This window comes from Pseudomonas sp. LBUM1668 (assembly GCF_059695715.1).
The window spans coordinates 3,854,344-3,876,572 of the sequence record NZ_CP166787.1 but is presented as its reverse complement, the minus strand read 5'-3'; the positions used below and the strand labels follow the sequence as shown (position 1 = coordinate 3,876,572).

General features: G+C 58.3%; 23 protein-coding genes and 2 pseudogenes. 18 read left to right on the top strand and 7 right to left on the bottom strand.

What is annotated here, in order from left to right:
• Positions 1–6 precede the first annotated feature (6 nt).
• From ACA061_RS17365 to ACA061_RS17355, 3 genes are read left to right on the top strand one after another with little or no spacing between them, the layout of a single operon-like run.
• Positions 7–492: a phage-derived protein YdaY family protein gene (locus tag ACA061_RS17365; protein ID WP_497299711.1), complete on the top strand. Its 486-nt coding sequence runs from the start codon at positions 7–9 to the stop codon at positions 490–492.
• 2 nt (positions 493–494) lie between these two features.
• Positions 495–734 carry a hypothetical protein gene (locus ACA061_RS17360; protein ID WP_497299710.1) on the top strand — a complete coding sequence of 80 codons (240 nt, stop codon included), beginning with the start codon at positions 495–497 and terminating at the stop codon, positions 732–734.
• Positions 735–767: 33 nt separating this feature from the next.
• A complete protein-coding gene (locus tag ACA061_RS17355) occupies positions 768–929 on the top strand; it encodes a hypothetical protein (RefSeq protein ID WP_497299709.1) in 162 nt (53 codons plus the stop codon).
• Here ACA061_RS17355 and ACA061_RS17350 read toward each other — a convergent pair.
• Together ACA061_RS17350 and ACA061_RS17345 are read right to left on the bottom strand one after the other, a co-directional pair.
• Positions 919–1,170, bottom strand: coding sequence for a hypothetical protein (locus tag ACA061_RS17350; protein ID WP_497299708.1), 252 nt, complete (start codon positions 1,168–1,170; stop codon positions 919–921). The genes ACA061_RS17355 and ACA061_RS17350 overlap by 11 nt on opposite strands.
• Before the next feature lie 149 nt (positions 1,171–1,319).
• The gene (locus tag ACA061_RS17345) at positions 1,320–1,766 is read right to left on the bottom strand and encodes a helix-turn-helix domain-containing protein (protein ID WP_463542726.1); all 447 of its coding nucleotides are present in this window, start codon (positions 1,764–1,766) and stop codon (positions 1,320–1,322) included.
• A 269-nt stretch (positions 1,767–2,035) separates the two neighbouring features.
• Between ACA061_RS17345 and ACA061_RS17340 the strand changes: the two genes are divergently transcribed.
• The 11 genes from ACA061_RS17340 (at position 2,036) to ACA061_RS17290 (ending at position 13,944) form a co-directional block, all read left to right on the top strand.
• Entirely contained in the window at positions 2,036–3,007 is a 972-nt protein-coding gene (locus ACA061_RS17340) for a BRO-N domain-containing protein (protein ID WP_497299707.1), read from the top strand.
• A gap of 90 nt (positions 3,008–3,097) precedes the next feature.
• The gene (locus ACA061_RS17335; RefSeq protein ID WP_497299706.1) at positions 3,098–3,667 is read left to right on the top strand and encodes a hypothetical protein; all 570 of its coding nucleotides are present in this window, start codon (positions 3,098–3,100) and stop codon (positions 3,665–3,667) included.
• Between the two features lie 60 nt (positions 3,668–3,727).
• A complete protein-coding gene (locus ACA061_RS17330; protein ID WP_497299705.1) occupies positions 3,728–6,622 on the top strand; it encodes a phage tail tape measure protein in 2,895 nt (964 codons plus the stop codon).
• A 19-nt stretch (positions 6,623–6,641) separates the two neighbouring features.
• Positions 6,642–7,226 carry a hypothetical protein gene (locus tag ACA061_RS17325; protein WP_497299704.1) on the top strand — a complete coding sequence of 195 codons (585 nt, stop codon included), beginning with the start codon at positions 6,642–6,644 and terminating at the stop codon, positions 7,224–7,226.
• A complete protein-coding gene (locus ACA061_RS17320; RefSeq protein WP_042559959.1) occupies positions 7,226–7,828 on the top strand; it encodes a hypothetical protein in 603 nt (200 codons plus the stop codon). Before ACA061_RS17325 ends, ACA061_RS17320 begins: the two co-directional genes overlap by 1 nt.
• 3 nt (positions 7,829–7,831) lie before the next feature.
• Positions 7,832–8,230, top strand: a complete 399-nt coding sequence (locus ACA061_RS17315) for a DUF6950 family protein (protein WP_042559958.1) — start codon at positions 7,832–7,834, stop codon at positions 8,228–8,230.
• The gene (locus ACA061_RS17310) at positions 8,227–11,307 is read left to right on the top strand and encodes a phage tail tip fiber protein (protein ID WP_497299703.1); all 3,081 of its coding nucleotides are present in this window, start codon (positions 8,227–8,229) and stop codon (positions 11,305–11,307) included. Before ACA061_RS17315 ends, ACA061_RS17310 begins: the two co-directional genes overlap by 4 nt.
• Positions 11,308–11,310: 3 nt before the next feature.
• On the top strand, positions 11,311–11,667 hold the full coding sequence (locus ACA061_RS17305) for a hypothetical protein (protein WP_210555663.1): 357 nt from the start codon (positions 11,311–11,313) through the stop codon (positions 11,665–11,667).
• Positions 11,664–12,326 (top strand): hypothetical protein, encoded by a 663-nt coding sequence (locus tag ACA061_RS17300; RefSeq protein ID WP_210555664.1) that lies wholly within the window; start codon positions 11,664–11,666, stop codon positions 12,324–12,326. The genes ACA061_RS17305 and ACA061_RS17300 overlap by 4 nt, the downstream gene beginning before the upstream one ends.
• Positions 12,327–12,350: 24 nt before the next feature.
• Positions 12,351–13,460, top strand: coding sequence for a tail fiber domain-containing protein (locus ACA061_RS17295; protein WP_497299702.1), 1,110 nt, complete (start codon positions 12,351–12,353; stop codon positions 13,458–13,460).
• A 61-nt stretch (positions 13,461–13,521) separates the two neighbouring features.
• Complete coding sequence (locus ACA061_RS17290; RefSeq protein WP_497299701.1) at positions 13,522–13,944, top strand: cell wall hydrolase; 423 nt, start codon at positions 13,522–13,524, stop codon at positions 13,942–13,944.
• Between the two features lie 6 nt (positions 13,945–13,950).
• On the opposite strand, the gene ACA061_RS17285 is transcribed toward ACA061_RS17290, so the two are convergent.
• The 3 genes from ACA061_RS17285 to ACA061_RS17275 form a co-directional block, all read right to left on the bottom strand.
• Positions 13,951–14,289 (bottom strand): hypothetical protein, encoded by a 339-nt coding sequence (locus tag ACA061_RS17285; RefSeq protein ID WP_497299700.1) that lies wholly within the window; start codon positions 14,287–14,289, stop codon positions 13,951–13,953.
• A gap of 88 nt (positions 14,290–14,377) precedes the next feature.
• Positions 14,378–15,550, bottom strand: coding sequence for a tyrosine-type recombinase/integrase (locus ACA061_RS17280; protein ID WP_497299699.1), 1,173 nt, complete (start codon positions 15,548–15,550; stop codon positions 14,378–14,380).
• A 268-nt stretch (positions 15,551–15,818) separates the two neighbouring features.
• The gene (locus tag ACA061_RS17275; protein WP_150605325.1) at positions 15,819–16,898 is read right to left on the bottom strand and encodes a patatin-like phospholipase family protein; all 1,080 of its coding nucleotides are present in this window, start codon (positions 16,896–16,898) and stop codon (positions 15,819–15,821) included.
• 236 nt (positions 16,899–17,134) lie between these two features.
• Here ACA061_RS17275 and ACA061_RS17270 point away from each other — a divergent pair, with 236 nt between their 5' ends.
• The 4 genes from ACA061_RS17270 to ACA061_RS17255 are packed head-to-tail and all read left to right on the top strand — an operon-like array spanning position 17,135 to position 19,736.
• Positions 17,135–17,443, top strand: a complete 309-nt coding sequence (locus ACA061_RS17270) for a PepSY domain-containing protein (protein WP_150605324.1) — start codon at positions 17,135–17,137, stop codon at positions 17,441–17,443.
• Positions 17,443–17,754, top strand: a complete 312-nt coding sequence (locus tag ACA061_RS17265) for a PepSY domain-containing protein (protein ID WP_150605323.1) — start codon at positions 17,443–17,445, stop codon at positions 17,752–17,754. The genes ACA061_RS17270 and ACA061_RS17265 overlap by 1 nt, the downstream gene beginning before the upstream one ends.
• A 3-nt stretch (positions 17,755–17,757) precedes the next feature.
• Complete coding sequence (locus ACA061_RS17260) at positions 17,758–18,426, top strand: response regulator transcription factor (RefSeq protein WP_042560088.1); 669 nt, start codon at positions 17,758–17,760, stop codon at positions 18,424–18,426.
• Positions 18,423–19,736 (top strand): sensor histidine kinase, encoded by a 1,314-nt coding sequence (locus ACA061_RS17255; RefSeq protein ID WP_497299698.1) that lies wholly within the window; start codon positions 18,423–18,425, stop codon positions 19,734–19,736. The genes ACA061_RS17260 and ACA061_RS17255 overlap by 4 nt, the downstream gene beginning before the upstream one ends.
• A 172-nt stretch (positions 19,737–19,908) precedes the next feature.
• On the opposite strand, the pseudogene ACA061_RS17250 reads toward ACA061_RS17255, so the two are convergent.
• A pseudogene (locus tag ACA061_RS17250) lies at positions 19,909–20,502 on the bottom strand (methyl-accepting chemotaxis protein); the annotation flags it as partial.
• Between the two features lie 264 nt (positions 20,503–20,766).
• Positions 20,767–21,735: pseudogene (locus ACA061_RS17245) on the bottom strand (PDC sensor domain-containing protein); the annotation flags it as partial.
• Positions 21,736–22,229: the final 494 nt, after the last annotated feature.

Here is a 22,229-nt window from a genome sequence, read left to right as displayed (position 1 = left end):
ATTGAAATGGCTCTGCAACTGGGCAAGAAGAAGCCGGCGATCGCCGGTGAGCGCTGGGCGAAGTTCGACGACGACACCAAGATCCTGCTGGCCAGCATCGACAACCCTGAATATCAAGTCGCCCTTGAGCGCATGCGCCGCCGGATCCAGCGCAACGACGCGCGGTTTGAAGAAGGCCAAGTGGGCGTGGTCGCCGGCGAAATGACCGAGCACCAGAACCACGCGATGCTGCTCAGCCATTTCATCGTGAAGGACTGGGAAGGCGTGCTGGACGCCGACGGCAACCCGATCAAGTACAGCCCCCCCGTAGCTGCTGAACTGCTGGAAAACAACATCGAGTTCTTCATCTTCGTGCTGCGCGAAGGCGCGCTGGCCGCCAACGATGCCGCAGAAGAGCGAGCTGAGTCGGTGGGAAAGCCCTTGCCCGCTTCGAGTGGGAGCAAGAGTGGGGCGGGGAAAGCGAAAAGCGTAGGGCGATCTACTCGCGCCTAAAGATGGCGATCCCCGGCGAGCCCGAGAATGACCCGCTCACTGCCTACCTGCTCAACCTTTACCGGAACGTTTCTCGCGGCAGGCGGTACATCGCTGGGATGGCGGGGGCGTTCCCATTGCCCCTGTCGGCGCGGGAGATCTCCGACTGGCTGGAATCGCACCCGTCGCCACTGCCGCGCGATGAGATCGACGATGTGATGTTTGCGCTGGATGCGGTGTGCCTGGCTGGGGATGAAGATTAACTACTGCGCGGGATTCCCGCGGGAGACAAGGACTTGAACAAGAAAGACGCAGCCGATATCGGCCCGGAAATCAAAAGCGTTACCCGCGACTCAAGCGGCAAGCCTGAGTGGGTGCTGTGCGGTGATGGCGCCTTAATACTCGCCGAAAGATTCGTAGAGAGCGGCGCCATCAAACGCGAACAGCTTAAGGCTTAGGCTTATTTACAATTGTGTCCATGATGTCGTTTGAGACTTCAATTGGAAGATCCTGCTTTGGGAAAACCTTCTGGTAGACCTGTAAAGCAATACCGTCACCGGCTCCCTGCTGGCGTGACGCCAAAACGGCTCTGCCAATGAAAACCTTTGCGATATCTGGATCTGTTCTCGCAACGCATTCGGCTAGGCCCAAAATCAGGTTCGATAGCTGAGCGATTTCTTGATCTGTTGTTTCTGCCACATTGACCTCCAGGTCATAAACGCGCCGAGATTGGCGCAACCCCAGTCCTTGGGCTTGCAGGCAAAGGACTGGGGTTATCCGTTGCGTGAAGGCAAGAGGCTACTATCGGTGAGCGGCGGCGCGTTACTGGGGATTCGTACAGGCGAGTTTTAGTGCGGCCAATTTTCGAAACCCTCAATTGACTGTTTTATAGCGTCCTCGAAAGTGGCTGTAGGATCACTGCGGAGCCAATGGTGCCAAATCACCACGGCGCTGAGCATTACTTCGAGAGAGACGCCGTATTCGTCCGCCTGCTCTTGTAGCCGCTCGTACGATTCCTTTGGCAAGGCAATCGGAATAGATGAATCATCTTCCGAAACCAAGCTCACCTCAGTAATTTCAGGTTGGTCGTCAGCATCCGCAAGCTCTGACACATCTCGATTGAGTGCTTTAGCCAGCTTAACCAGCGCGGTCATGCGAGGTTTTGAGGTGCCCATTTCATACCGGCCAATCTGTGGGACGCTCAGGCCGCTCGCTTGGGCCAGGTCTCGTTGCGTCATTCCTGCATCTGCTCGCAGGCGTACGAGCCTAGAAGGGAAACCTTTTGGGTGGTGCATGGTAATTCCATGGATTCGTATAGGAAGCATGATGTTCGGGAAATATATTTCGCGCAAGAGAATGATGGCAAATGATGTTGACGGTACATCGCTAATGATGCCTAATGATGGCAAGTGATGAGTAAGGAGGTTTTTATGAAGCAGACTGGGAAATCGCGATATCCGCTTAGCCTGGAATTATCAGTAAAGGGTCAAGCAGAAGATGAGGCAAAGAAAAACCGGCGAAGCCTGAACGCTGAGCTTGGCCTTCTCATAGAGGAGGGTTTGAAGTGGCGAGAATTGCAGAGCAAGCAGGCGCTAGCCTAAAACGAAGAAGCCCCGACGAGGTGAGAGTCGTCAGGGCTTCGGAAAACGAGATCAACTTCGGAGAAGAAATCGTCATGTCGAATGATAGCACAGCGGTATCTAATGTCATCCCGTTCAGGTTTGACAAGAAAGAGGTGCGCACTTTGCTGATTGATGACCAGCCATGGTTTGTCGCAGCCGATGTCTGCAATTCGCTGAGTATTGTGAATACGACGCGTGCATTGAGCCGTCTGGATGACGACGAGAAAGCCCTTCACAGTATGAAGGGCTCCCGCAACATGCAGGAACTCAACGTCGTCAATGAGTCGGGACTCTATTCTCTGATCCTGACCAGCCGGAAAGATGATGCACGCCGCTTTAAAAAATGGATCACGTCAGAGGTTCTTCCTGCAATCCGCAAGCACGGACATTACGTCGATCACCACGGAACCATGGGTGATCTCGTCGGAGCCGTCATCGGCACCAGTGGCGAAAATGTCCTAGATCGCGTGATTGATCAGAAGGCCTCACCAGTCCCTCATTCGCTTCAGCGCAGTTTCAAGCAGACCATGAAGAGTCGTTTGCGCTCGCGCTTCAATGTGCACCGCACTGCGCTGATTCCGGCTGAGTGCCTGGCCGACGCGTGTAACTTCGTTGCAGCCTACGCCCTGGAAGGCGAGTGGATCGGTCGTCCCGATACCGAAGGCTTGTTCTTCAGCAATCAGGAAGTCGCCCACATTTACCTGCTGATGAGTCGGCACTTCTGCCTCATGGATGATCGCGAGGCGATTCTGGCTTCGGCGCGCACTCTCGATTCGCGCGTGCTGATGAGGGTGTTCGATCAGATCAACGAGGGGCGAAGCTCGTTCGCCGCGCTTGATGCTCGGAGGTCGGAAATTTACAGCATCTACCGAGCAAATGGCTGCTCTCCCGGTGGTTATGCAATTGTTGCTTGATCTCAACTGAGCCACGACCCCGCACCTGCGGGGTTTTGGTGCTTCCCTCGGATGGTGGTAAATTGCTGCCATTACTCAGGGAGAGCGCTTATGAGGGGATTTGGTTTTTTGATCGTTGCGGCTGGGATCATCGTCATGATTGCCGCGACAACAATGGATGTTTCTGTTCCGTCCGGACTTGGCCGTGTTAACAACTTGGGATTGATGGCCGACCGGCAGAACTACACCTTGATCGGTGGGGTCATTCTGATTGCCGGCTTGTTGATGGTGATCTTCGGCCGCAGAACCCAAGCGGTTCCTGAGTCAACATTCGATACTAGGCCTTGCCCACTCTGCGCAGAGAACATCAAAAATGCCGCGGTTAAATGCAAGCACTGCGGTGGCGATGTTGGTAAAGCATCCCCTCAAGCAGCGCCATCGCTGCGATTCGGCTGGGTTGCGAGGGTAATCTGCGCCGGCGAGGAAGAGCGGATAAAGGTCTCCGACGCAATCGCGGAGGCTGGATTCCCGGTTGTCGAAATGCTCAAGGTTGGCGGCGTCGGCGCCGGTGCATTCGAAAGCAAGTCTGAAGCCGAAAAAGCTGCTGACGTTATTGAGCAACGGCTTGGGTATTCGACCACTGTGATGTTCCGCGACAAAATCAGCGGAGACTACAGCTGATTACATTTCAGATTATTTGAGCCCGCCATTGAGCGGGCTTTTTTTCGCCCGGAGAAACGTATGGCTCAGACCTCACGGCTGGTCTTGGAAATCGATAGCAGAGACGCTGAGCAAAAGGCTGCTGACACCCGCAAGGCGCTTGAAGAGCTGGAGTCCTTGGGGATTCCAACTCAGCGGTCAATGGCTAAAGTTGGCGCGGGGCTCAGTGAGTCTGGCAAAAGCGCGGATGGTGCGCGAAAGTCTTACGGTTACTATCGGGAAGAAGTTGAACAGCTTTTAGGTAGGCTCGATCCTTTGCGGAAGAAACAGCAGGAGCTTGCCAGGAGTCAGGCGGAACTCGCTGCAGCCTTCAAGCGAGGAGATATCGGGGATGCAGGGTATAAAGAGTTTTCCAGCATTATTCGAGATCAGTCGACTGCAATTACGGCCCAGCGTGCCGCGCTCAGCAACCTAAATGGCGATCTTGGAAAGACCGGGATGACCGCAAAAGCGACTGCTGCGGCATTGCGCGGTGTGCCGGCGCAATTCACCGATATTGCGGTCTCATTGCAAGCGGGTCAGGCTCCGCTTACCGTCCTGCTGCAACAAGGCGGTCAACTCAAAGATATGTTCGGCGGCATCGGCCCTGCCGCAAAGGCGTTGGGCGGTTATGTTGCCGGCTTGATCAATCCATTTACGATTGCGGGCGCGGCTATCGCAGCTTTTGCTCTCGCTGCCTACAAAGGCTACGAACAGGCCGAGCAGTACCGAAAGGCTCTTGTCATCACCGGGGACGCGGCCGGGCGAACGGCGGATGATCTGATTGCTCTCTCTAACAGCCTCGCAAAGGGTCGAAATTTCACTGAGGCTACCCAGGCCGTGCTGGCGCTGGCCGGCAGCGGCCGATTGGTGGGTGATGCGTTTACGGAGGTCGCCAGAGCTTCGACGGAGCTTTCCGTAGCCACCGGCAAGAACGCCGGCGAAATTGCTGATCAGCTGTCGCGAACAAAAGGAAGCGTCACCGATCTCGCTGCGGAGTACAGCGACAAATATGGCGTGATCACTCAAGCAGTTTACGAACAGATACGATCGCTGGAACAGCAGGGCAACCGAATGGAGGCCATCAAGGTATTGGCCGGCGCGGTCGCTGACGAGATGGGCGCCCGAAACAGGGAAATGGTTGAGTCAACGAGGGGCCTGGCAAAAGCTTGGGATGACGTCAAGACCAGCGTTTCCTCTGCATGGAACGAACTGAAAACCGGTCTTTCCGCTAGCCCAGAGCTGTTCAAGTTGCAGCACCTTCAGAGTCAGTTGGAAAGCGCGCGGGAAATTGGCGACAAGGCCTTGATCACCGGGCTGGAGAAGCAGGTAGAGCTCGCCCAAAAAGCGGTTGATGCGCAGGTTCAGCGCACGGAAGCGGCATCTCATGAGCTTCAGGAGCGAAGGACAACAATTTCGGCCGATGAGAAATGGTTCTCCATCACCAACAAGAACATGTCGGAGCAGAAAAAGCTCGCTCTGGACATCGCCGAGGCGAGAAAGGTTGGCCTAGAGGCGGGAAAATCTCAGGCTGAAATCGACAAGGAGGTCGCTGCCATTCAAGCGCGTTTCGACAAAAGCCAGCCGAAGCCGAAGGCAGTGAGTGAGGATGCTGGTCAGCGGATGCTCGACGAGGCAAGGCAGCGCTACGCAGTTCTACAGCAGCAAAACGCGCTCATCGGCAGCCAAGCCGACGGCACAAAATCACTCGGCACCGAAGCCAAAAAGCTGCTCGAGCTGGAACAGCAGATTGCCGACCTCAAAGATAAAAAAACGCTCACTGCTGCACAGAAGCAGATCCTAGCCATGGCGGACCTCAATCTGGCGCAACAGAAGCAAAACGCTTCACTGGAAAAGCAGACTGAGCTGTTGGCCACTGCTGCCGAGCAGCGACAAAAGCTCGCAGCGTTTCAGGAAAACCTGCAATCGCAGCTGAAGACTGCCCAGACCGGTTTGGACAACGATTTGGCAGGCCTTGGCATGGGCGATCAGCAGCGTCAGCGGTTGAAAGAGCAGCTGAGCATCCAGCAGTCGTACCAGTCACAGATGGATCGGCTGACCTACGACTACAACAAGAGCGACAGATCCGCCGGCAAGACCGATCTGTACAACCAGCAGACCGAAGCTTTGCGTTCAGCTCTGCAAACCCGTCTCGCCATGCAGCAGCAGTACTACACGGATGTGGACAAGGCCCAATCGGACTGGTCTCTCGGTGCCTCCTCGGCATTTCAAACCTATTCGGAGCAGGCTCGGGACGTCGCCGGACAGACCCGCAACCTGTTCACCAATGCCTTCAGCAACATGGAAGACGGCATCATCCAGTTCGTGAAGACTGGCAAGTTATCGTTCAAGGATCTAGCCGACGGCATCATCGCCGACTTGATCCGCATTCAAGTGCGCCAGGCGGCGGTGGGTATCTTCGGCACGATCTTCAGCGGACTGACCGCTGGCGCCTCGGCTGGCAACGGCCTCGCCGCCGGATCCGCCGGCGCGACGTCCTCCACTCTCGGAGCATCTGCAGCCGGATACAGCTCGAAGTTCGGTTTCTCTGACGGCGGCTATACCGGCGACGGCGGCAAGTTCGAGCCGAAGGGCGTTGTGCACGGCGGCGAGTTCGTTGTCCGAAAGGAAGCGGTGAGCCAACCAGGCGCTCGGGAGTTCCTCGAGCGCATGAACGCGAACGCCAAAGGGTACGCGGATGGCGGCTACGTCGGCGCTACCGCTGCGGGATCTACCTCAAATGTCGTTCCGATCTCATCGGGGTCGTCCGCTGCTCCGGTCATCCATCAGAGCTTCAGCTTCCAGGGCATTCCGGATGACGCCACCGTCAACATGGTGCGAGAGGCGGCAATGCAGGGCGCCAAGGGCGGCTACGAGCTGGTCGTGCGCGACCTGAAAATGAACGGAACCATCCGCCAGCTGATCGCGAGGCGCTAAGCAATTTAAGGAGTACTGCATGGCTCTTACGTGGCCGGCTTCGTTGCGCCCGTCAGAAATGACGTGGGGCATCGTCAACAACAGCAGGGCGTTCACCTCAACGCTCTCGAATGCCCAGCAGATCGTCGGCTACCCGGGCGCCTATTGGCAGTGCACCTTGACCTTCGGATTGCTGACCAGAGAGCAGGAGCGACAGTTGTCCTCATTCCTCGGGAAGCTTGACGGAATGATGGGCACCTTCAACTTGCCGGCGTTCACGCGCCGGCGCACCAACAGCGTCGGCGCGCTCTCAGTGGTCACTGGAAACGCGCAGGCGCGAACGATGGTCATCGGTGGCGCACCGGCGAACGCCGCTGTGTTCGCTGCCGGCGACTACATCACCATCGCGGGCGAAATGTTCGAGGTTACCGATGCGGTATCGGCGAACGCGCAGGGCAGGGTGACGGTGTCAGTCAACAAGCGGATCCGCAGGACGCTCACGGCCGGTACCGCCGTCGAGTACCTCGACCCTTATTCCGAAATGCGTATGCCCACCGACACCTGGGCCATGTCCATAAAGCCGGTGATCGCAAACGGCAGCTACCAATTCAGGGAGGCGTTCTGATGCCATCAGCATTCCCATTCAGCCAGAGCGTGGTGAACATCATCGCGACCGGCCGATTCATGCCGGTTTATGCCGTGCAGCTCGACTTCGTCGACGGCATGGTCTTCGCGCACACCGGTACCGGTGATCTGGTGGTCGATGGCATCACCTACCTAGGGGTCGGCAATTTCGGCCAGGTCAGCCAGTCGCAGGAGAGCGACAACTCCGGGTCGCCAATGTCCGTCGAGCTGACGCTCAGCGGTCTGGATGCATACATCCTTTCCGAGACAAACGTCCGGGGCTGTCGCGGGCGAATGGCAAAAGTCATATTCGTGGTGTTCGACGAGGCCGGCAACTACGCGGCGGACATTCTGTTCTCCGGCCGGATGGACGCGGCGAAGTTCTCCTTTGCCGGCAATGGCGAGGACGGCAACAGCATCACTGTCCCGGTCATCGATCGCATGGCCGAGTGGAGCCGTACCGGCACCGAACGATTCACCGACGAAAACCACCGCGCGCGCCATCAGGGCGACCGATTCTTCTACGCCATCGCCCAAATGTCCGAGTGGCCCATTTACTGGGGCTCGAAGAAGGACGCACCGACATTCACCTATGGAAGCTAGCCAATGCGCTACCGAGACTGGACAACCCGTCTGAACGAAACGATCAAGGCCGCCCAAGAGCGGCCTTTTTCATGGGGCGAATTTGACTGCTGCCTGTTCGCTGCCGACTGCACGGCCTCGGTGTGTGGTGTCGATCCGGCGGAGAACTACCGCGGCAAGTACACGACGGAGACCGGCGCCAAGCGGCAGTTGAAGAAACAGCACGGCAGCCTTGAGGCGGCGTGGGATGTCCACTTCGCCCGGGTGCCGCTGGGTTTCATCCAGCGCGGCGACGTCGTGCTGTACGACGCACCCGGCGGCCGAAGCATGGCCGTTTTCTGGGCTGGGGATTACTGGGCTGCAACCGATGACGGTGCGGCTCGGGTTGAGTGCGAGCCATTGGCCGCGTGGAGAATTGAATGAGCGGCGGCGTTAAGAAACTCGCTTCAGTCGTCATCGGCGCGGTGGTTGGTTTTGCTCAGGGCGGCCCCTGGGGTGCTGTGGCTGGCGCAGCGCTTGCCTTTTACGCCGCTGAACAGCAGGAAAAGCTCAACACCAAGTCGCCACTGCGCGACAACGAGCCGTCCGCCCAGACCGTGCGCTCCTCGAAGGCGCCGGTGCGCTACATCCTTGGACGCGTTTCCACTGGTGGCGTGCTGGTGTGGGCGCAGGAGCAGGCTGGCGATCAAGGGGAGGGCGAATGGCTGCACCTGGTGTACGTGCTTTGCGAAGGGGCGATCGATGCCCTCGAAAACATCTACCTTGGCGAAGAGGAAATTGGTTCGTTCGGTCCTTTCGCCACCTACGAGCTCGTCGTCGATCCGACTCAGGTAAACGCATTCCTCAAGGCCAACTGCCCTGACTGGAAGGACTCTCAGATCGGTCGTGGTTTGTCCTTTGTACGCATCTCTCTTTTTTACAGCGCCGAAAAATTCCCGTCCGGCATTCCGGACACTCGCTTTGTCGTGCGCGGCCGCAAGGACATTTACGATCCCCGGAGCAACACGGCGGGCTACAGCGCAAACACTGCGCTGCATCTGCTGTGGTACCTCCGTGCCCGCTGCGGGGTTCCTGACGATGAAATCGTTTTCGAAACTTTCGCGAGTGCTGCGAACGTGTGCGACGAGGCCGTCACCAATGCGGACGGCTCTACCAGCCAGCGCTACCGGAGCGGTTGCGTGATCGGTGCAGACGAGCAGCGAACCGGCGTCCTGCAGAAGCTCGAAGCCGCTGCTGGTGGCCACCTGATCCGAGTTGGTGGTCGCTGGATGTTCCAGGCCGGCGCCTATTACGGGCCGTACGACTTCGAAATCACTGAAGACATGGTGATCGGCACCGTCACCGGCAGCACTGAACCCACTAATGACTCGGCGATCAACACGGTTCGCGGCACGTTCATCGACCCATCACAGTCGTGGACAGAGACTGATTACCCGGAAGTGAGCGTTGCCGAATGGATTGTTGAAGACGGCGGCGAGGCGGCGGAAACGCTGACCTACTCCTATGTCACTGACCCATATCAGGCCCAGCGGCTGGCGAACATGGAGCTGCGCCGGCGCCGTGCTGGTGGTGCCATCAGCATTCCTATGAACTTTGCGGGCTACAACTGCCGGCCTGGCCGAGTTGTGCGTGTCAACCTGCCTTCGCTGAACATCCTCGGCGAGTTTATCGTCTCTGATTGGTCAATGGGCGACCGCGAAGGCTGCACCGTTCAGGTCAAGCAATACGAGCCAGCGATCTTCGATGATGCAGTGGGTCAGCCATATAACCCGATCGGGTTTATCAATTTGCCATCGGGCGGTCTTGGTTCTCCAAGCGCGCTGACGTGGACTCAGGACACCACCGCCGAGGTAATTCAGGGTGTCCTGTCCTGGCTGCCGCCTAGCGGCATCGTGAAGGAATACATCGTTATCGTGCGCCAGGGTACGACAGCGATTCAATCGCACAACGTGCCGTCGACCTCGACAGAGTGTGCAATCAATGGCTTGCCGTCAGGCAACTACACGATGAGCGTGGCCGCCGTAGGGCCCATGGCGCGATCGGGTGAGGTGACGATCACCGTCAGCATCAATGGCCCACCCATCCCGGAAAGCTGCGTGGTGCAGTCTTCTATCGACAGCATCGTGCTGATTCCGAGCAACTCGCAAAACGGGCTGAACGGAGGCACCTACGAGTACTTCTTTAGCACGTCACCGACAGCCACCTCTGCTGATGCCGAGTATCTGGGGCAGGGGCTGTCCTTCACTCACACGGGACTGGGCTTCTGGACGAACTACTACTATTTCGTCCGCTCGTCGAACGCCTACGGGAAGAGTTCTTTTCTTTATGTTCCGGCACAGACCTCAAATGATGTTTCAGCCTACCTCGCGGCACTTGCCGGGAAAATCACGGAGACAGAGCTAGGTGAGGATCTGCTGGCAGAAATCGAGAAGATTCCAGGTTTGCAGGCCCAGATCGACGCACTGGATGGGCTGAAGGGCTACGACCCGGAAGAACCCTACGTCGAGTACGACCTGGTGGTGCAGGGCAAGCGGATCTATCAAGCCACTGGCCCGGTACCTATCCAAACCCCGCCGCCGAACCCGCTCTACTGGCTCGACGTCGGGCAGACGGTGGAAACAGCCAATGGCCTTGCCCAGCAGGTGGCAACCAATACTGCCGAGATTACAGATCTCGACGGTGTTGTTACTGCTCAAGCCACAGCCTTCGAAGCCCTTCGCGCCTCCTCTCGGGAAGATGATGGGGCTGGAGATCTCGCGGACGCCATGAAGGGCTGGGCCAGCACGGCTGCAATCGCTTCGGAGTCGAAAGTTCGGGCCTCCGAGTACGAAGTGACGGCGCAGCTCTTAACGACCTTTGACGCAAAAATCGGCGAGAACGCTGCCAACATCACCGAGCTTGAACAGGTGGTGGCCACGAACGACTCGGCGACCTCGACGAAGATCGAACAGCTCAATGTGTCGGTTGCACAGCAAGGATCTGACATTCAGCAGAACGGCTCAGCTATCCAGCAGAACACTGCGGCGATTCAACAGACCTCGACTGCTTATGCGGACACCGCCGGCAAGCTGAACACGATGTGGTCGGTAAAAATGCAGGTCACGGCGAATGGGCAGTACGTCGCCGCGGGTATCGGCCTCGGCATCGAGAACACTGGCGCCGGGCTGCAAAGCCAGTTCCTTGTGAGCGCTGACCGTTTCGCCATCGTCAACACCATTGCCGGCGGTGCCATTGCGGTGCCGTTTGCAGTTCAGGGCGGGCAGGTTTTCATGAACTCGGCCTTCATCATGGACGGATCAATCACCAACGCGAAGATCGGAAATTACATCAGCTCTTCCAACTACATCGCCGGCCAGCAAGGCTGGATCCTGAACAAAGACGGCACACTCGAAATAAACGGCATCGTTCCAGGGCAGGGGCGTCTGGTGATCAACTCGCTGAACGTTTCGGTCTACGACGCCAACAACGTGCTGCGTGTTCGTCTCGGCTATCTGGGGTAATCAATGGCTCTATTTGGCCTTCGTGTCTTCAACGAGAGCGGTCAGCTCGCCATGGACACCAACAGCTTCACCTATCAAGTGATCTGGCAGGGCGTGATTGACTTCAGCGGAACTGTGCCCAGCTACACAATTGCGATACCCGGCTTCAACCCTGCCAATTGCGTGTTCATGATCATCCCGACGAGAGCGCAGGACGTGCAATCATCGGAGACCGACGGCAGCGGGAATCAAAAGTCCTACCCGTATGTCACGACCTCGGTGAATCAGGTTGTTGTAAGACCTAAAAACCCTTCCTCAAGCGCTTCCACGATTCAATCAAGGATCGTCGCCAAAGGGTACGCGATCAGGTATTCGACATGACCTTTGGATTCCAAAGCATCAATGACAATTCATTTGTCCAGATCGATTCGGAGGCACCCAGGCTTTGTGTGCTCACCAAGGGCACCTATTCAGGTGTGGCAAGCGCATCGGGCACATTTGCTCGGGCGGTTACCAGTCAAGATCCGCCCATGGTTTTCATTCGGCCTGATCAGGGCGGAGCGATTCAAGTTCCAATTTCGGTCTGGTTTACCGGTGGTCCGGGTAACTGGACTGGTTTTGCGATGAATGCCTCGCGAGTCAATGAAACCCTAAGCGGTCAGTACTTCGTGGCTGCATGGGCGTCTATGGGCACAGCTGCGTACGGTATGAGGCTGTGGGACGGTGCTGGATCGCTCGTTTACGACAGCGGAGCGCCCGCGGTGGTTGTGACATTTGCCGGCGGGAACTGGACGTACCTCGGTGATGAGATCCTCACAGTTGGACGTCGCTATATCTGGACGATCAACAAAGCCCTTGGGGTTGGCGAGTACGTATCTTTAAACCCCTTCGCAATGAACTGCCACAACAATGCTTCGGGTGGGGGATGCGCTCTCGGCGTCGACTACGCAAACGGTCGAATCGTGATGTACAGCCTCGCTACGACTGCGTGGACCGACCAAGGCCACCGCCCATTTCTCTGCGCCAAATTGCTGGCCTGAACCTTTCATTTCTGGAGATACACAATGTCCTGGTATAAAACGGGAACGGTCGCTGTCACCCAAAATACCAACGCGGTGATCGGTACAGGCACTGCATTCATTGCTAACAGTCGGGTCGGGGACGGATTTCGCGGACCAGACGGCCGCTGGTACGAAGTGACCAACATCGCGAGCAATACAGCCCTGTCGATCTCTCCGAACTACGAAGGCCCGACAGTGGCCGGCGGCTTCTATTCCATCATGCCGGTGCAGGGATATCCCAAAGATCTGTCCGACCAGGTGCGGAATTGGGTCAACACCTACGGCCCGAAGATGGCAGCGCTCGGCACCACTGGTAATTACGACATCCTGCCGGTAATCAAAGGAGGTACGGGCTCGAACACCTTGAATACAGACGTGGTTCCAGAGGGGGCGACGAACAAATATTTTGCCGGTTCCAGAGTGCTAGCGTCCTTGTTGGATGGATTGAGCACAGCCAGCGCAGCCGTAATCGTTGCGGGTGATAATGTTCTTTCAGCACTCGGGAAGCTTCAGGCGCAAATAACCGGTAGAGCGCTCAAGGGCAATAACAACGATATCACTGGTCTATTAGCGACTGCCTACGTTCGCACAAGCGGCACAACCAATGTGGCGCAAGGTCAGGGGCTTTATCAGCTTTGGAATACCGGCGCGGGTGGGTTGGTCGGATCGGGTGATTGGGTTTGCAACCAAGGTGGTGGCACGGGTGGCTTCAGTTGGCGCTCTGTGAATCTAAATAACACCGCGACCGGCCCCACCATGACCTACACCTACGCCGGAAACCTCAATGTTCCAGGCACCGTTAGCCAAGGTTCAGACCGTCGCCTGAAGACAAACGACGTTGAAATTCTCGATGGCCTTGATCGAATCCTGCAAATCCGCCCGGTCGAGTTTGACCGTCGTGACTTCCTTGACTCCACTGATTACCCACACCATGAAGTGGGGGTAATCGCTCAGGAGCTTTACGAGATCACGCCGTTGCTGGTTACTCCGGCCAAGCCAGATATTGAAGAGGACATCTGGCGCGTAAATTACACTGGGCTGATTCCCTACCTGGTATCGGCTATCAAAACTCTGAAGGCCGAAATTGAGGAGCTGAAGTCAACCCCTCAATAGAACCACCGGTACAACACACAACCCGCCAGCGAGCGGGATTTTTTTTGCCTGGAGAAAAGTGATGACAGTAAGTGAAAGAGACCGCGACATCCTCGCGCGCACGTTGTGGGGTGAGGCGCGCGGCGAAGGCCCGGCCGGCCAGATTGCTGTGGCCTGTGCTATCCGCAACCGCGTGTTCGACGGGAAGGAAAAGTCGTGGTGGGGCGAAGGCTACGCCGGCGTCTGCCAGAAGCCATACCAGTTCAGTTGCTGGAACAAGACCGACCCGAACTATCAGTTCCTGATCGGCGTGAAACAGATCCCGTTCCGCGAGCTGGCGCAATGTCGGATCGCTGCTGACCAGGCGATCGACGGCAAGGTTCCAGATCCAACCGGCGGCGCCACGCACTACTACGCCACCAGCATCAAGGCGCCGGCGTGGACGGCGAAGGCCAAGCAGACCTTGAGGCTCGGGAACCACATCTTCTTCAAGGACGTACCGTAAGCGCGATCATTCTTCCTCGCTATCGCGCCGTTCCCTGAGCAGGCGTTGATTTTCTTGAAACAAGACGTCGGCCTGATGGGCGATGTTGGCAAATCTACTGAGCTGGCCAGCTTGCTCACTTGTTTGGCAGTGGAGCCGGGTAACGTCGGATTGGGCTTTCTTCAATTCAGCCTTGAGCTGGTCGTTTTCCTGCACCAATCCCTGCACGTTATCGAGAGCTCGCGCCAATTGAAGGGTGAGCGCCTCGAATTCGTTTTCGTACATCCTGAGCTGGTGACGGCAGGTTTCGAGAGGCTCAGGGGTTCCGAGCCAGTCGTCGGTGTCTTCTATATAGAGGGGATCCACGGGAATGCCTTGCTGAATACTGTTTGCATATACAGTAATCGAGGCGAAGCATGCGGGCGAGTGTGAGGCGACGAGCTGTAGCCGGAAGCTATTTTGGGGCAACCAGATCAGCCCACTCCTGCATCATTGCTCGGCGTTGCTCCAAATATGACGCATGGTTGTAAACGTCACGAATGAAGCTGCTGTCAGCATGCGCGAGCTGTCTCTCGATCCAGTCGCGGTTGTAGCCTCTCCCGTTCATTTCCGTAGAGAATAGGTGGCGGAATCCGTGCGGCGACTGCTTTCCGGTCAGCCCGCAGTTGTCCATAACGTTGTTGGCGTAGTTGGTTCCGATCGGTAGTGTGGAGTCGCTTCTATTGACGAAGACGTAACGCAGGTGACCAGTTATCGGGAGCATGCTCCTCAGCACTTCGACCGCCTGGGTCGAGAGCGGGACGGAGTGGTCTCGGCGCATTTTCATCTTCGCGGCCGGCGTGGTCCAGACAGCTGTGTCGAGATTGATCTCTGACCACTCGGCGCGCCGCACTTCACCTGGTCGGGAAGCGGTATAGATCATCAGCATGAACGCTGCTCGCAGCTGATGACCGGAGGACGACGCCTGAACCGCCGCCAAAGTCTTCGGCATTTCGCTGAAGGGGAGGAAGGGGTGAGGTTTGTGCTGGCCCATTTTTTCAGTAACAGCGTGCATCTCGGCCGTAGGGTTGATGTCGATCATGCCGATTGCAATGGCGTAGCTGAACACCTGCCCAGTGCGCTGGCGGACCTTCACTGCCGTGGCCACCGAGCCACGTCGCTCAATTTTACGGATCAAACTGATGACATCGGATCGCGTGATAGAGTCGATCTGCCTCGCGCCAAACACCGGCAGCACATCAAGTTCCATCATATTGCTGATTATCCGGTAAGTTCCGGTTGATATGTTTCCCTTCCTGAATGCCAGCCACTCGTCGTACGCGCGACGAAAGGTTCGCCCGCCGGCCTCAATCAGTTCTGCCTTCTTCTCCCTCCTCGAATTGCGGGGATCAATCCCGATCGCAATATCCTCTCGCGCCGCGTCTCGACGCGCTCGCGCTTCTTTTAGGCCTGTGTCCGGGTAAGTCCCGAACGAAATCCGCGCCTGCTTTCCAAGCCAAGTAAAACGAAAATGCCAGCTCTTGATGCCGCTGGTTGCTACATAGAGGGAAAGTCCGAGCGAGTCTGGAAGGGTGTATGCCTTGTCCTTCGGCTTGGCCTGCCTGGCCGCAGTATCCGAGATTGCCACTAGTACATCCTCTGCTTTCAATTCTCAATGTACTGGATGATGTACTAACTCGGCGTCACTGGGAAGGTATCGCTTGGTACGCGGTGATACTCGAATGTTGCTTGATGCCGGGGTTTTGGGGTGATTGGTGAAACGGAGGGGTTTTTGGCGGGAGGCTACCGTGGAATCCTTGAAGATTTCCACGGTGTTTTCAGCTCTGTTCAGATGGCGTTCGCCGCAGCGATTCGGGCAGGCGGCGAGTTTACCAGCTTGTGTTTGGCCGTGCTGACTAAAGGGTCAGCAAGCGCTCGGCGAGGCGACCATTGGCAGCCAGTTCGAGAAACTCGTCGCCCAGTCGGCGGCTCTCGTCCATCGCCGCGTGCCAGTATTTTTGCCGGCTCGGTGCATCGCCCATGAAGCGCTTGAAGTCGTTGCGGTCGGGCAGTTTGCCGTAGGGCAGGCGCGCCAGGTATTCCTTCGAAGGCGCGAGCAACAGCACGTCCTGCAAGCGCTCCACCGAAGCACGACGCCACGGCAACGTCTTGTCGAACCAGCCCGGAATCACCCGGTCGGTGAAGTGCGGATAGAGCACGATACCGTCGCCGCTGTAGGGCAGGTCGAGGTGATAGTCGAGCAGCCCTCCGTCGCGAAACGTTCCGGCACCGGCACCCGGCAAATCACGCACGCCTTCCATGACCATCGGTATCGAACCCGAGGCCAGCAGCGCCTGACGCAGATTGCCGGCATTGAGCGCGACGAAGCGTGACGGAAAGTCGTTCAACGCATTGACCGGCGGCGCCAGGCGCGGATCGTGGATGATCAACCGTTCGAAGTGCCGCGACAGCCGTGCGCGGCCTCGCAGGTTATCGGCAATTACTGAGCCCAGCGCCAGCCCCAGTCGACCACGATGATCATCGGCCAGACGCCCCTGACTCTTCACCACCATGATGTTCAAGCGGTAATCGGCGTTGTTGAGGATGCTCGCATCGCGGCCGTCGAGCAGGTCATTGAGCATGCGCTGTGAACTCTGGCTGATCTCGGCCATGGTCACGCCTTTGTTGAAATTCTGCTCGGCGTAGAGCTGGCCGAGGCGACGGATGCCTTCGGCGGCGTCCGGCAGACAGGCGCTGGCGAAGCGCCAGGAACCGACCGAAGCCCCGATCAGCGAACGCTCGCGCGGCGCGCTCGGCAGCCACTCACCGAACAACGCCAGATCCAGCCCCTGAATCCCCAGCGCCTTCGGCCCACCGGCCGCGCCGGGCAGGGTGCCGACGTCGGCAGCGTTCAGGCCTTGCGCACGAATCCGCGCCATGGCCCGGGGGCCAGCCTTGAGGGTGAGGGCGGGGAACTTGATGTGGATGGCAGTCATACCGGTCTCGATCGTTAGCAAGCGAAGAATTATAAACACATGTTGCGATCCCTGTAGGAGCTGCCGAAGGCTGCGATCTTTTGACTTTAAAAAAGCAGGATCAAAAAATCGCAGCCTGCGGCAGCTCCTACAGGGGAAACGAGTTTGGTGGGCACAATGATGGCCATTCAGTTTCAGTTAAGTTCATCCCGTTAAGGTGCCGGCAGTAGGCAACACATAAAAATACGGAGATACCCATGAAAACCCTGACTGCCCTGTCCCTCGTCTCGATCCTCGGCCTGACCGCCAGCCTCGCCCATGCCCGCGATTTGGGCCCTGATGAAGCCCTGCGGTTGCGCGACGCTGGTACTATCGTCTCCTTCGAGAAGCTCAATGCCACGGCACTGGCCAAACACCCGGGTTCGACCATCACCGAAACCGAGCTGGAAGAGGAGTACGGCAAGTACATCTACCAGGTCGAACTGCGTGATCCACAGGGGCTGAACTGGGATCTGGAATTAGACGCGGTCAGTGGGCAGGTTCTCAAGGATCATCAGGATACGTAATGAAGGTTAATGTTCGCGCCACCAGCCTTGCTGCGTTGGCGCTTGTGATTTCCTGTTCGTCGGCGATGGCTCGCGACCTCGATCAGGACGAGGCACTGAAGCTGCGTCAGCGCGGGGTGATCCTGCCGCTGGAGCAAGTGTTGCAGCAGGCCATGGATCGCTATCCCGGGGCAAAATTGCTGGAAGTCGAGCTGGAAGAGAAACACGACGTCTACATTTATGAAGTCGAGTTGCTGACGGCCGAGGGTGTCGCGCGCGAGCTGCACCTGAAGGCCGATACCGGTGAACTCGTGAAAGACAAGGAAGATTGATCGATGCGCTTGCTTCTGGTGGAAGACCACGTACCGCTGGCCGACGAGTTGATCGCCGGTCTGCAACGTCAAGGTTACGCGGTGGATTGGCTGGCGGACGGCCGCGATGCGGTGTATCAGGGCAGCAGCGAGCCCTATGACCTGATCATCCTCGACCTCGGCTTGCCCGGTGTGCCGGGGCTTGAGGTGCTGGCGCAGTGGCGCGCGGGCGGGTTGGCGATCCCGGTGTTGATCCTCACCGCGCGCGACTCCTGGGCTGAACGCATCGAGGGCCTCAAGGCCGGCGCTGACGATTACCTGACCAAACCGTTCCACCCGGAAGAGCTGCACCTGCGGGTGCAGTCGCTGTTGCGCCGCTCCAAGGGCCAGGCCAATCAAACCACGCTCAAGGCTGCCGGCCTGCATCTGGACGAGGGCCGTCAGTGCGTGACGCGCGACGGTGCCGATATCCAGCTGACCGCCGCAGAATTCCGTCTGCTGCGCTATTTCATGCTGCACCCTGAGCAGATTCTTTCCAAAAGCCACCTCGCCGAACACCTCTATGACGGCGAGACCGAGCGTGACTCCAACGTCCTCGAAGTCCACGTCAATCACCTGCGCCGCAAATTGGGCAAAAGCGTCATCGAAACCCGTCGCGGTCAGGGTTACCTGTTCGGCGGGCAAGCTTCATGAGGTCGATCCAGCGCCGCTTGAGCCTGGGTTTGATCAGCGTGATGGTGGTGGTGGGTCTGGTGCTGGCGCAAACCAGCCTGTGGTTGTTCGAAATGGGCTTGCAACGCTACCTCGAAGCCGGATTGCGCAACGACAGCGAGAGCCTTTTGGTGGCGCTGGTGCGCGGCCCGCAGGGCTTGCAGCTGGATGAGCGTCACCTGTCGCCAGCCTATCAACGGCCGTTCTCCGGGCATTATTTCCGCATCGATTTTGCCGACAGCCACTGGCGCTCGCGCTCGTTGTGGGATCAGGACCTGCCGCTGCTCGAGCATCCGGGGCTGCACAGTAATCTGCAATTGGGCCCGGACGGCCAGAAATTGCTGGTGCTGCGTTCGGACTATCGCCGATTGGGCCAGTCGATCTCCATCAGCGTCGCGCAGGATTACACGCCGGTGAACGACAGCTTCCAACGCATGCGCCAGATCGGACTCGGTCTCGGTCTGGCCGGTTTGCTGCTGATTCTGTTGTTGCAACGCCTCACCGTACGTCGCGCGCTGCGTCCGTTGGAAAAGGCGCGTGAGCAAATCGCTCAGTTGCAGCAGGGCCAGCGCTCGCAACTGGACGATCAGGTGCCGGTGGAGCTGGAACCACTGGTGGCGCAGATCAACCATTTGCTCGCGCACACCGAAGACAGCCTCAAGCGTTCGCGCAATGCGCTGGGCAATCTCGGCCACGCGCTGAAAACGCCGCTTGCGGTGCTGCTGAGCCTGGCGTCGAGCGAAAAACTCGATGGTCATCCCGAGCTGCGCAAGATCCTCAAGGAACAACTGGAACAGGTGCAGCAACGGCTCAATCGTGAACTCAATCGCGCGCGACTGTCCGGTGATGCGTTGCCGGGTGCGCTGTTTGATTGCGATGCCGAACTGCCGGGATTGCTGGCGACGCTGAACATGATCCACGGCGAGCATCTGGCGTTGAGCTACTTGGCGCCGCCGGGGCTGCAATTGCCGTGGGATCGTGAGGACTTGCTGGAGCTGCTGGGCAACCTGCTGGATAACGCCTGCAAATGGGCGGATGCCGAAGTGCGTTTGAGCGTGGTCGAGAGCGCTGACGGGTTTGCCTTGAGCATTGAGGATGATGGCCCGGGGATTCCTGCCGAACAACGCGCTCAGGTGTTCAGTCGCGGGACACGGCTTGATGAGCAGACTGACGGCCATGGCCTGGGACTGGGGATTGTGCGCGATATCGTCGATACGTGGGGCGGGACGTTGGTGTTGGGCGAGAGCGAGTGGGGAGGGTTGAAGGTGGAGATTCAGCTGCCTCGGCGATAACCTGAACCCTTGCACAAACCCTGTAGGAGCTGCCGAAGGCTGCGATCTTTTGATCTTGTTTTTAAGAGATCAAGATCAAAAGATCGCAGCCTTCGGCAGCTCCTACAGGGGGAGTGCGTTTCTGGGTGAACCGCTGTAGCTCGAACAAGCAAGCCGCCACAGGTTCTTCGAATCAGACGCGAAACTGATCCATCAAACTCTGCTGCTGATTCGCCAGGCTGTTCAGCGACTGGCTCACCCGCGCCGACTCGTTCGCCTGACCCGACAGCGATTCAGTCACATCGCGGATCGTCGCCACGTTGTTGTTGATCTCTTCTGCCACCGCGCTCTGCTCTTCAGCGGCACTGGCAATCTGCAGGTTCATGTCGCTGATCACCGTCACCGCATCACCAATCTGACGCAGCGCCGTCACCGCTTGGCCAACTTGCTCGACACTGCCCTGCGCCTGACGATGGCTGTTGCTCATCGAGCCGACCACATCCTGCGTGCCGCTCTGCAACTGTTCGATGACCTGACGGGTTTCTTCCACCGACTCCTGCGTGCGGCGGGCGAGGTTGCGGACTTCGTCGGCGACGACGGCAAAACCGCGTCCGGCTTCACCGGCACGAGCCGCTTCGATCGCTGCGTTGAGGGCCAGCAGGTTGGTTTGCTCGGCGATGGCGCGGATGGTTTCCAGCACCGCGCCGATTTTCTCGCTGTTGGCGGCCAGGCCTTCGACTTGCACCATTGCCGCGCTCATGTCGGCGGCGAGGGTGTCGATGCTGGCAGTGGTGCGGTCGATCACGGTCAGGCCCTGACGCGTGGCACGATCAGCATCCTTGGCCGCTTCGGCCGCCTGAGCGGCACTGCGAGCCACGTCCTGCGCGGTGGCGCTCATTTCGTGGGACGCGGTCGCGACCTGATCGACCTGACGGTATTGCTGTTCCATGCCGGCGCTGGTCTGCGTGGCGATGGCCGAGGACTGGTCGGCGGTGTTGCGCGCGTCCTGCACCGAACGTTTCACTTCGGCGATGATCGGCTGCAACTTGTCGAGGAACTTGTTGAACCAACCGGCCAGTTGACCGAGTTCATCCTGCTTGTCGTACGCCAGGCGCCGGGTCAGATCGCCTTCGCCGCTGGCGATGTCTTCGAGCATGTGCGCCACGCCAAGGATCGGTCGGGTCACGCTGCGCGCCATCAACCACACCAGTAGCAGGCCAATCAACGCCGCCAGAACGCCGAGGCCCAACTCGATCAGCGTGCCGGTGTTGTTGCTCGCATCGAGTTGCTGCTTGAGCGCTTCGGCGCGTTCCACCAGCACTTTTTCAGGAACATCCAGCAACACCGCCCACGACGGTCCGCCGGGAATCGGCTGGAACGGCGACAGCACTTTCAACTGGCCGTTGCTGTGCAGGCTGCTGACGTTGGTAGTGGAAGCCAGTTGGCGCAGCAGTTCGGCGCCGCTGGTTTTATCCACGGCGTCCAGACGCTGGCTGAGTTTGCTGGCATCCGGGCTGTAGCCGGCAAGCAGGCCGACAGGGCTGATGATGCTCACGGCGGTCTGGCCGTCATAGAGCTTTTTGCTGGCGCTCTGGCTGATCGCTTGCAGGCTGTTGAGGTTGATGTCGACCGACAGCGAAGCGATGACTTTACCGTTGACCATCAGCGGGAAAACGATGCTGGTCATCAGCACGTTGTGGCCATCGATCACATAGAAGTACGGTTCGATCACGCAGGGTTTGAGCGTGGTGCGCGGGCAGGTGAACCAGGCGTTGGCAGCCTGACCACTGGGGCCGGTGCTGGTATCGGCCATGTCACTTTCCGGCAGGGCCATCGAGGTGATTTTGCCCGGGGTCGGCTGCGACCAGTACAGGGCGAAGCGGCCCTTGTCGTTACTGCCCAGCTCGGCCTGGCCGGCAAACAGTTCATCCTTGCCGTCCAGCGCGTTGGCTTCAAACACCAGCGACAGGCCAAGCAAGTCCGGGTTGGCCTGCAGCGCGGACTTGACCTGACGGGTCATGTCTTCGCGCAGGTCGAAGGCATCGAGGAAGCGCTTTTCGGCCTGCTCGCGCAGGAACAAAACCTGACGCGAGAAACCATGGCCGTATTGATAGGCGTCCATGAACTGCTGGCGAATGCCGGCGGCTTGCACCTCGCCCTGGGATTCGATGCGCGCCTGGGCCGATTCGGTGAGCATCTCCATGCTGGAGGCTTTCACCATTGCGGAGCTGTGCTCCATGCGATACAGCGAAAGACCCACCAACAGGGTCACGATACCGGCCAGGCAAAGCCCGGCGAGCAGGGTGATTTTCCATTGGATGGAAAGTTGTCTGAGCGACATGGAGACGTCCTTATTTCGATAAGTATCTGAGACTTTGCACTGTAGCGGCCGTAAAACGGCTTTCTTTATCCCGCAAACACAATATGGCGGATTGCCGCACTTCAACGATGCCTGCATCGGCGACGATCCCCCTGTGGCGAGGGGATTCATCCCCGATGGGCGTCGAAGCAGCC

Excerpts from the sequence above, each read along its gene's own strand:
- ACA061_RS17320 (WP_042559959.1), top strand. The coding sequence starts at position 7,226 with ATGCCATCAGCATTCCCATTCAGCCAGAGCGTGGTGAACATCATCGCG.
- ACA061_RS17325 (WP_497299704.1), top strand. The coding sequence starts at position 6,642 with ATGGCTCTTACGTGGCCGGCTTCGTTGCGCCCGTCAGAAATGACGTGG.
- ACA061_RS17255 (WP_497299698.1), top strand. The coding sequence starts at position 18,423 with ATGAGGTCGATCCAGCGCCGCTTGAGCCTGGGTTTGATCAGCGTGATG.
- ACA061_RS17275 (WP_150605325.1), bottom strand. The coding sequence starts at position 16,898 with ATGACTGCCATCCACATCAAGTTCCCCGCCCTCACCCTCAAGGCTGGC.
- ACA061_RS17270 (WP_150605324.1), top strand. The coding sequence starts at position 17,135 with ATGAAAACCCTGACTGCCCTGTCCCTCGTCTCGATCCTCGGCCTGACC.
- ACA061_RS17295 (WP_497299702.1), top strand. The coding sequence starts at position 12,351 with ATGTCCTGGTATAAAACGGGAACGGTCGCTGTCACCCAAAATACCAAC.
- ACA061_RS17310 (WP_497299703.1), top strand. The coding sequence starts at position 8,227 with ATGAGCGGCGGCGTTAAGAAACTCGCTTCAGTCGTCATCGGCGCGGTG.
- ACA061_RS17290 (WP_497299701.1), top strand. The coding sequence starts at position 13,522 with ATGACAGTAAGTGAAAGAGACCGCGACATCCTCGCGCGCACGTTGTGG.
- ACA061_RS17345 (WP_463542726.1), bottom strand. The coding sequence starts at position 1,766 with ATGCACCACCCAAAAGGTTTCCCTTCTAGGCTCGTACGCCTGCGAGCA.
- ACA061_RS17335 (WP_497299706.1), top strand. The coding sequence starts at position 3,098 with ATGAGGGGATTTGGTTTTTTGATCGTTGCGGCTGGGATCATCGTCATG.
- ACA061_RS17360 (WP_497299710.1), top strand. The coding sequence starts at position 495 with ATGGCGATCCCCGGCGAGCCCGAGAATGACCCGCTCACTGCCTACCTG.
- ACA061_RS17265 (WP_150605323.1), top strand. The coding sequence starts at position 17,443 with ATGAAGGTTAATGTTCGCGCCACCAGCCTTGCTGCGTTGGCGCTTGTG.
- ACA061_RS17365 (WP_497299711.1), top strand. The coding sequence starts at position 7 with ATGGCTCTGCAACTGGGCAAGAAGAAGCCGGCGATCGCCGGTGAGCGC.
- ACA061_RS17305 (WP_210555663.1), top strand. The coding sequence starts at position 11,311 with ATGGCTCTATTTGGCCTTCGTGTCTTCAACGAGAGCGGTCAGCTCGCC.
- ACA061_RS17300 (WP_210555664.1), top strand. The coding sequence starts at position 11,664 with ATGACCTTTGGATTCCAAAGCATCAATGACAATTCATTTGTCCAGATC.
- ACA061_RS17315 (WP_042559958.1), top strand. The coding sequence starts at position 7,832 with ATGCGCTACCGAGACTGGACAACCCGTCTGAACGAAACGATCAAGGCC.
- ACA061_RS17330 (WP_497299705.1), top strand. The coding sequence starts at position 3,728 with ATGGCTCAGACCTCACGGCTGGTCTTGGAAATCGATAGCAGAGACGCT.
- ACA061_RS17260 (WP_042560088.1), top strand. The coding sequence starts at position 17,758 with ATGCGCTTGCTTCTGGTGGAAGACCACGTACCGCTGGCCGACGAGTTG.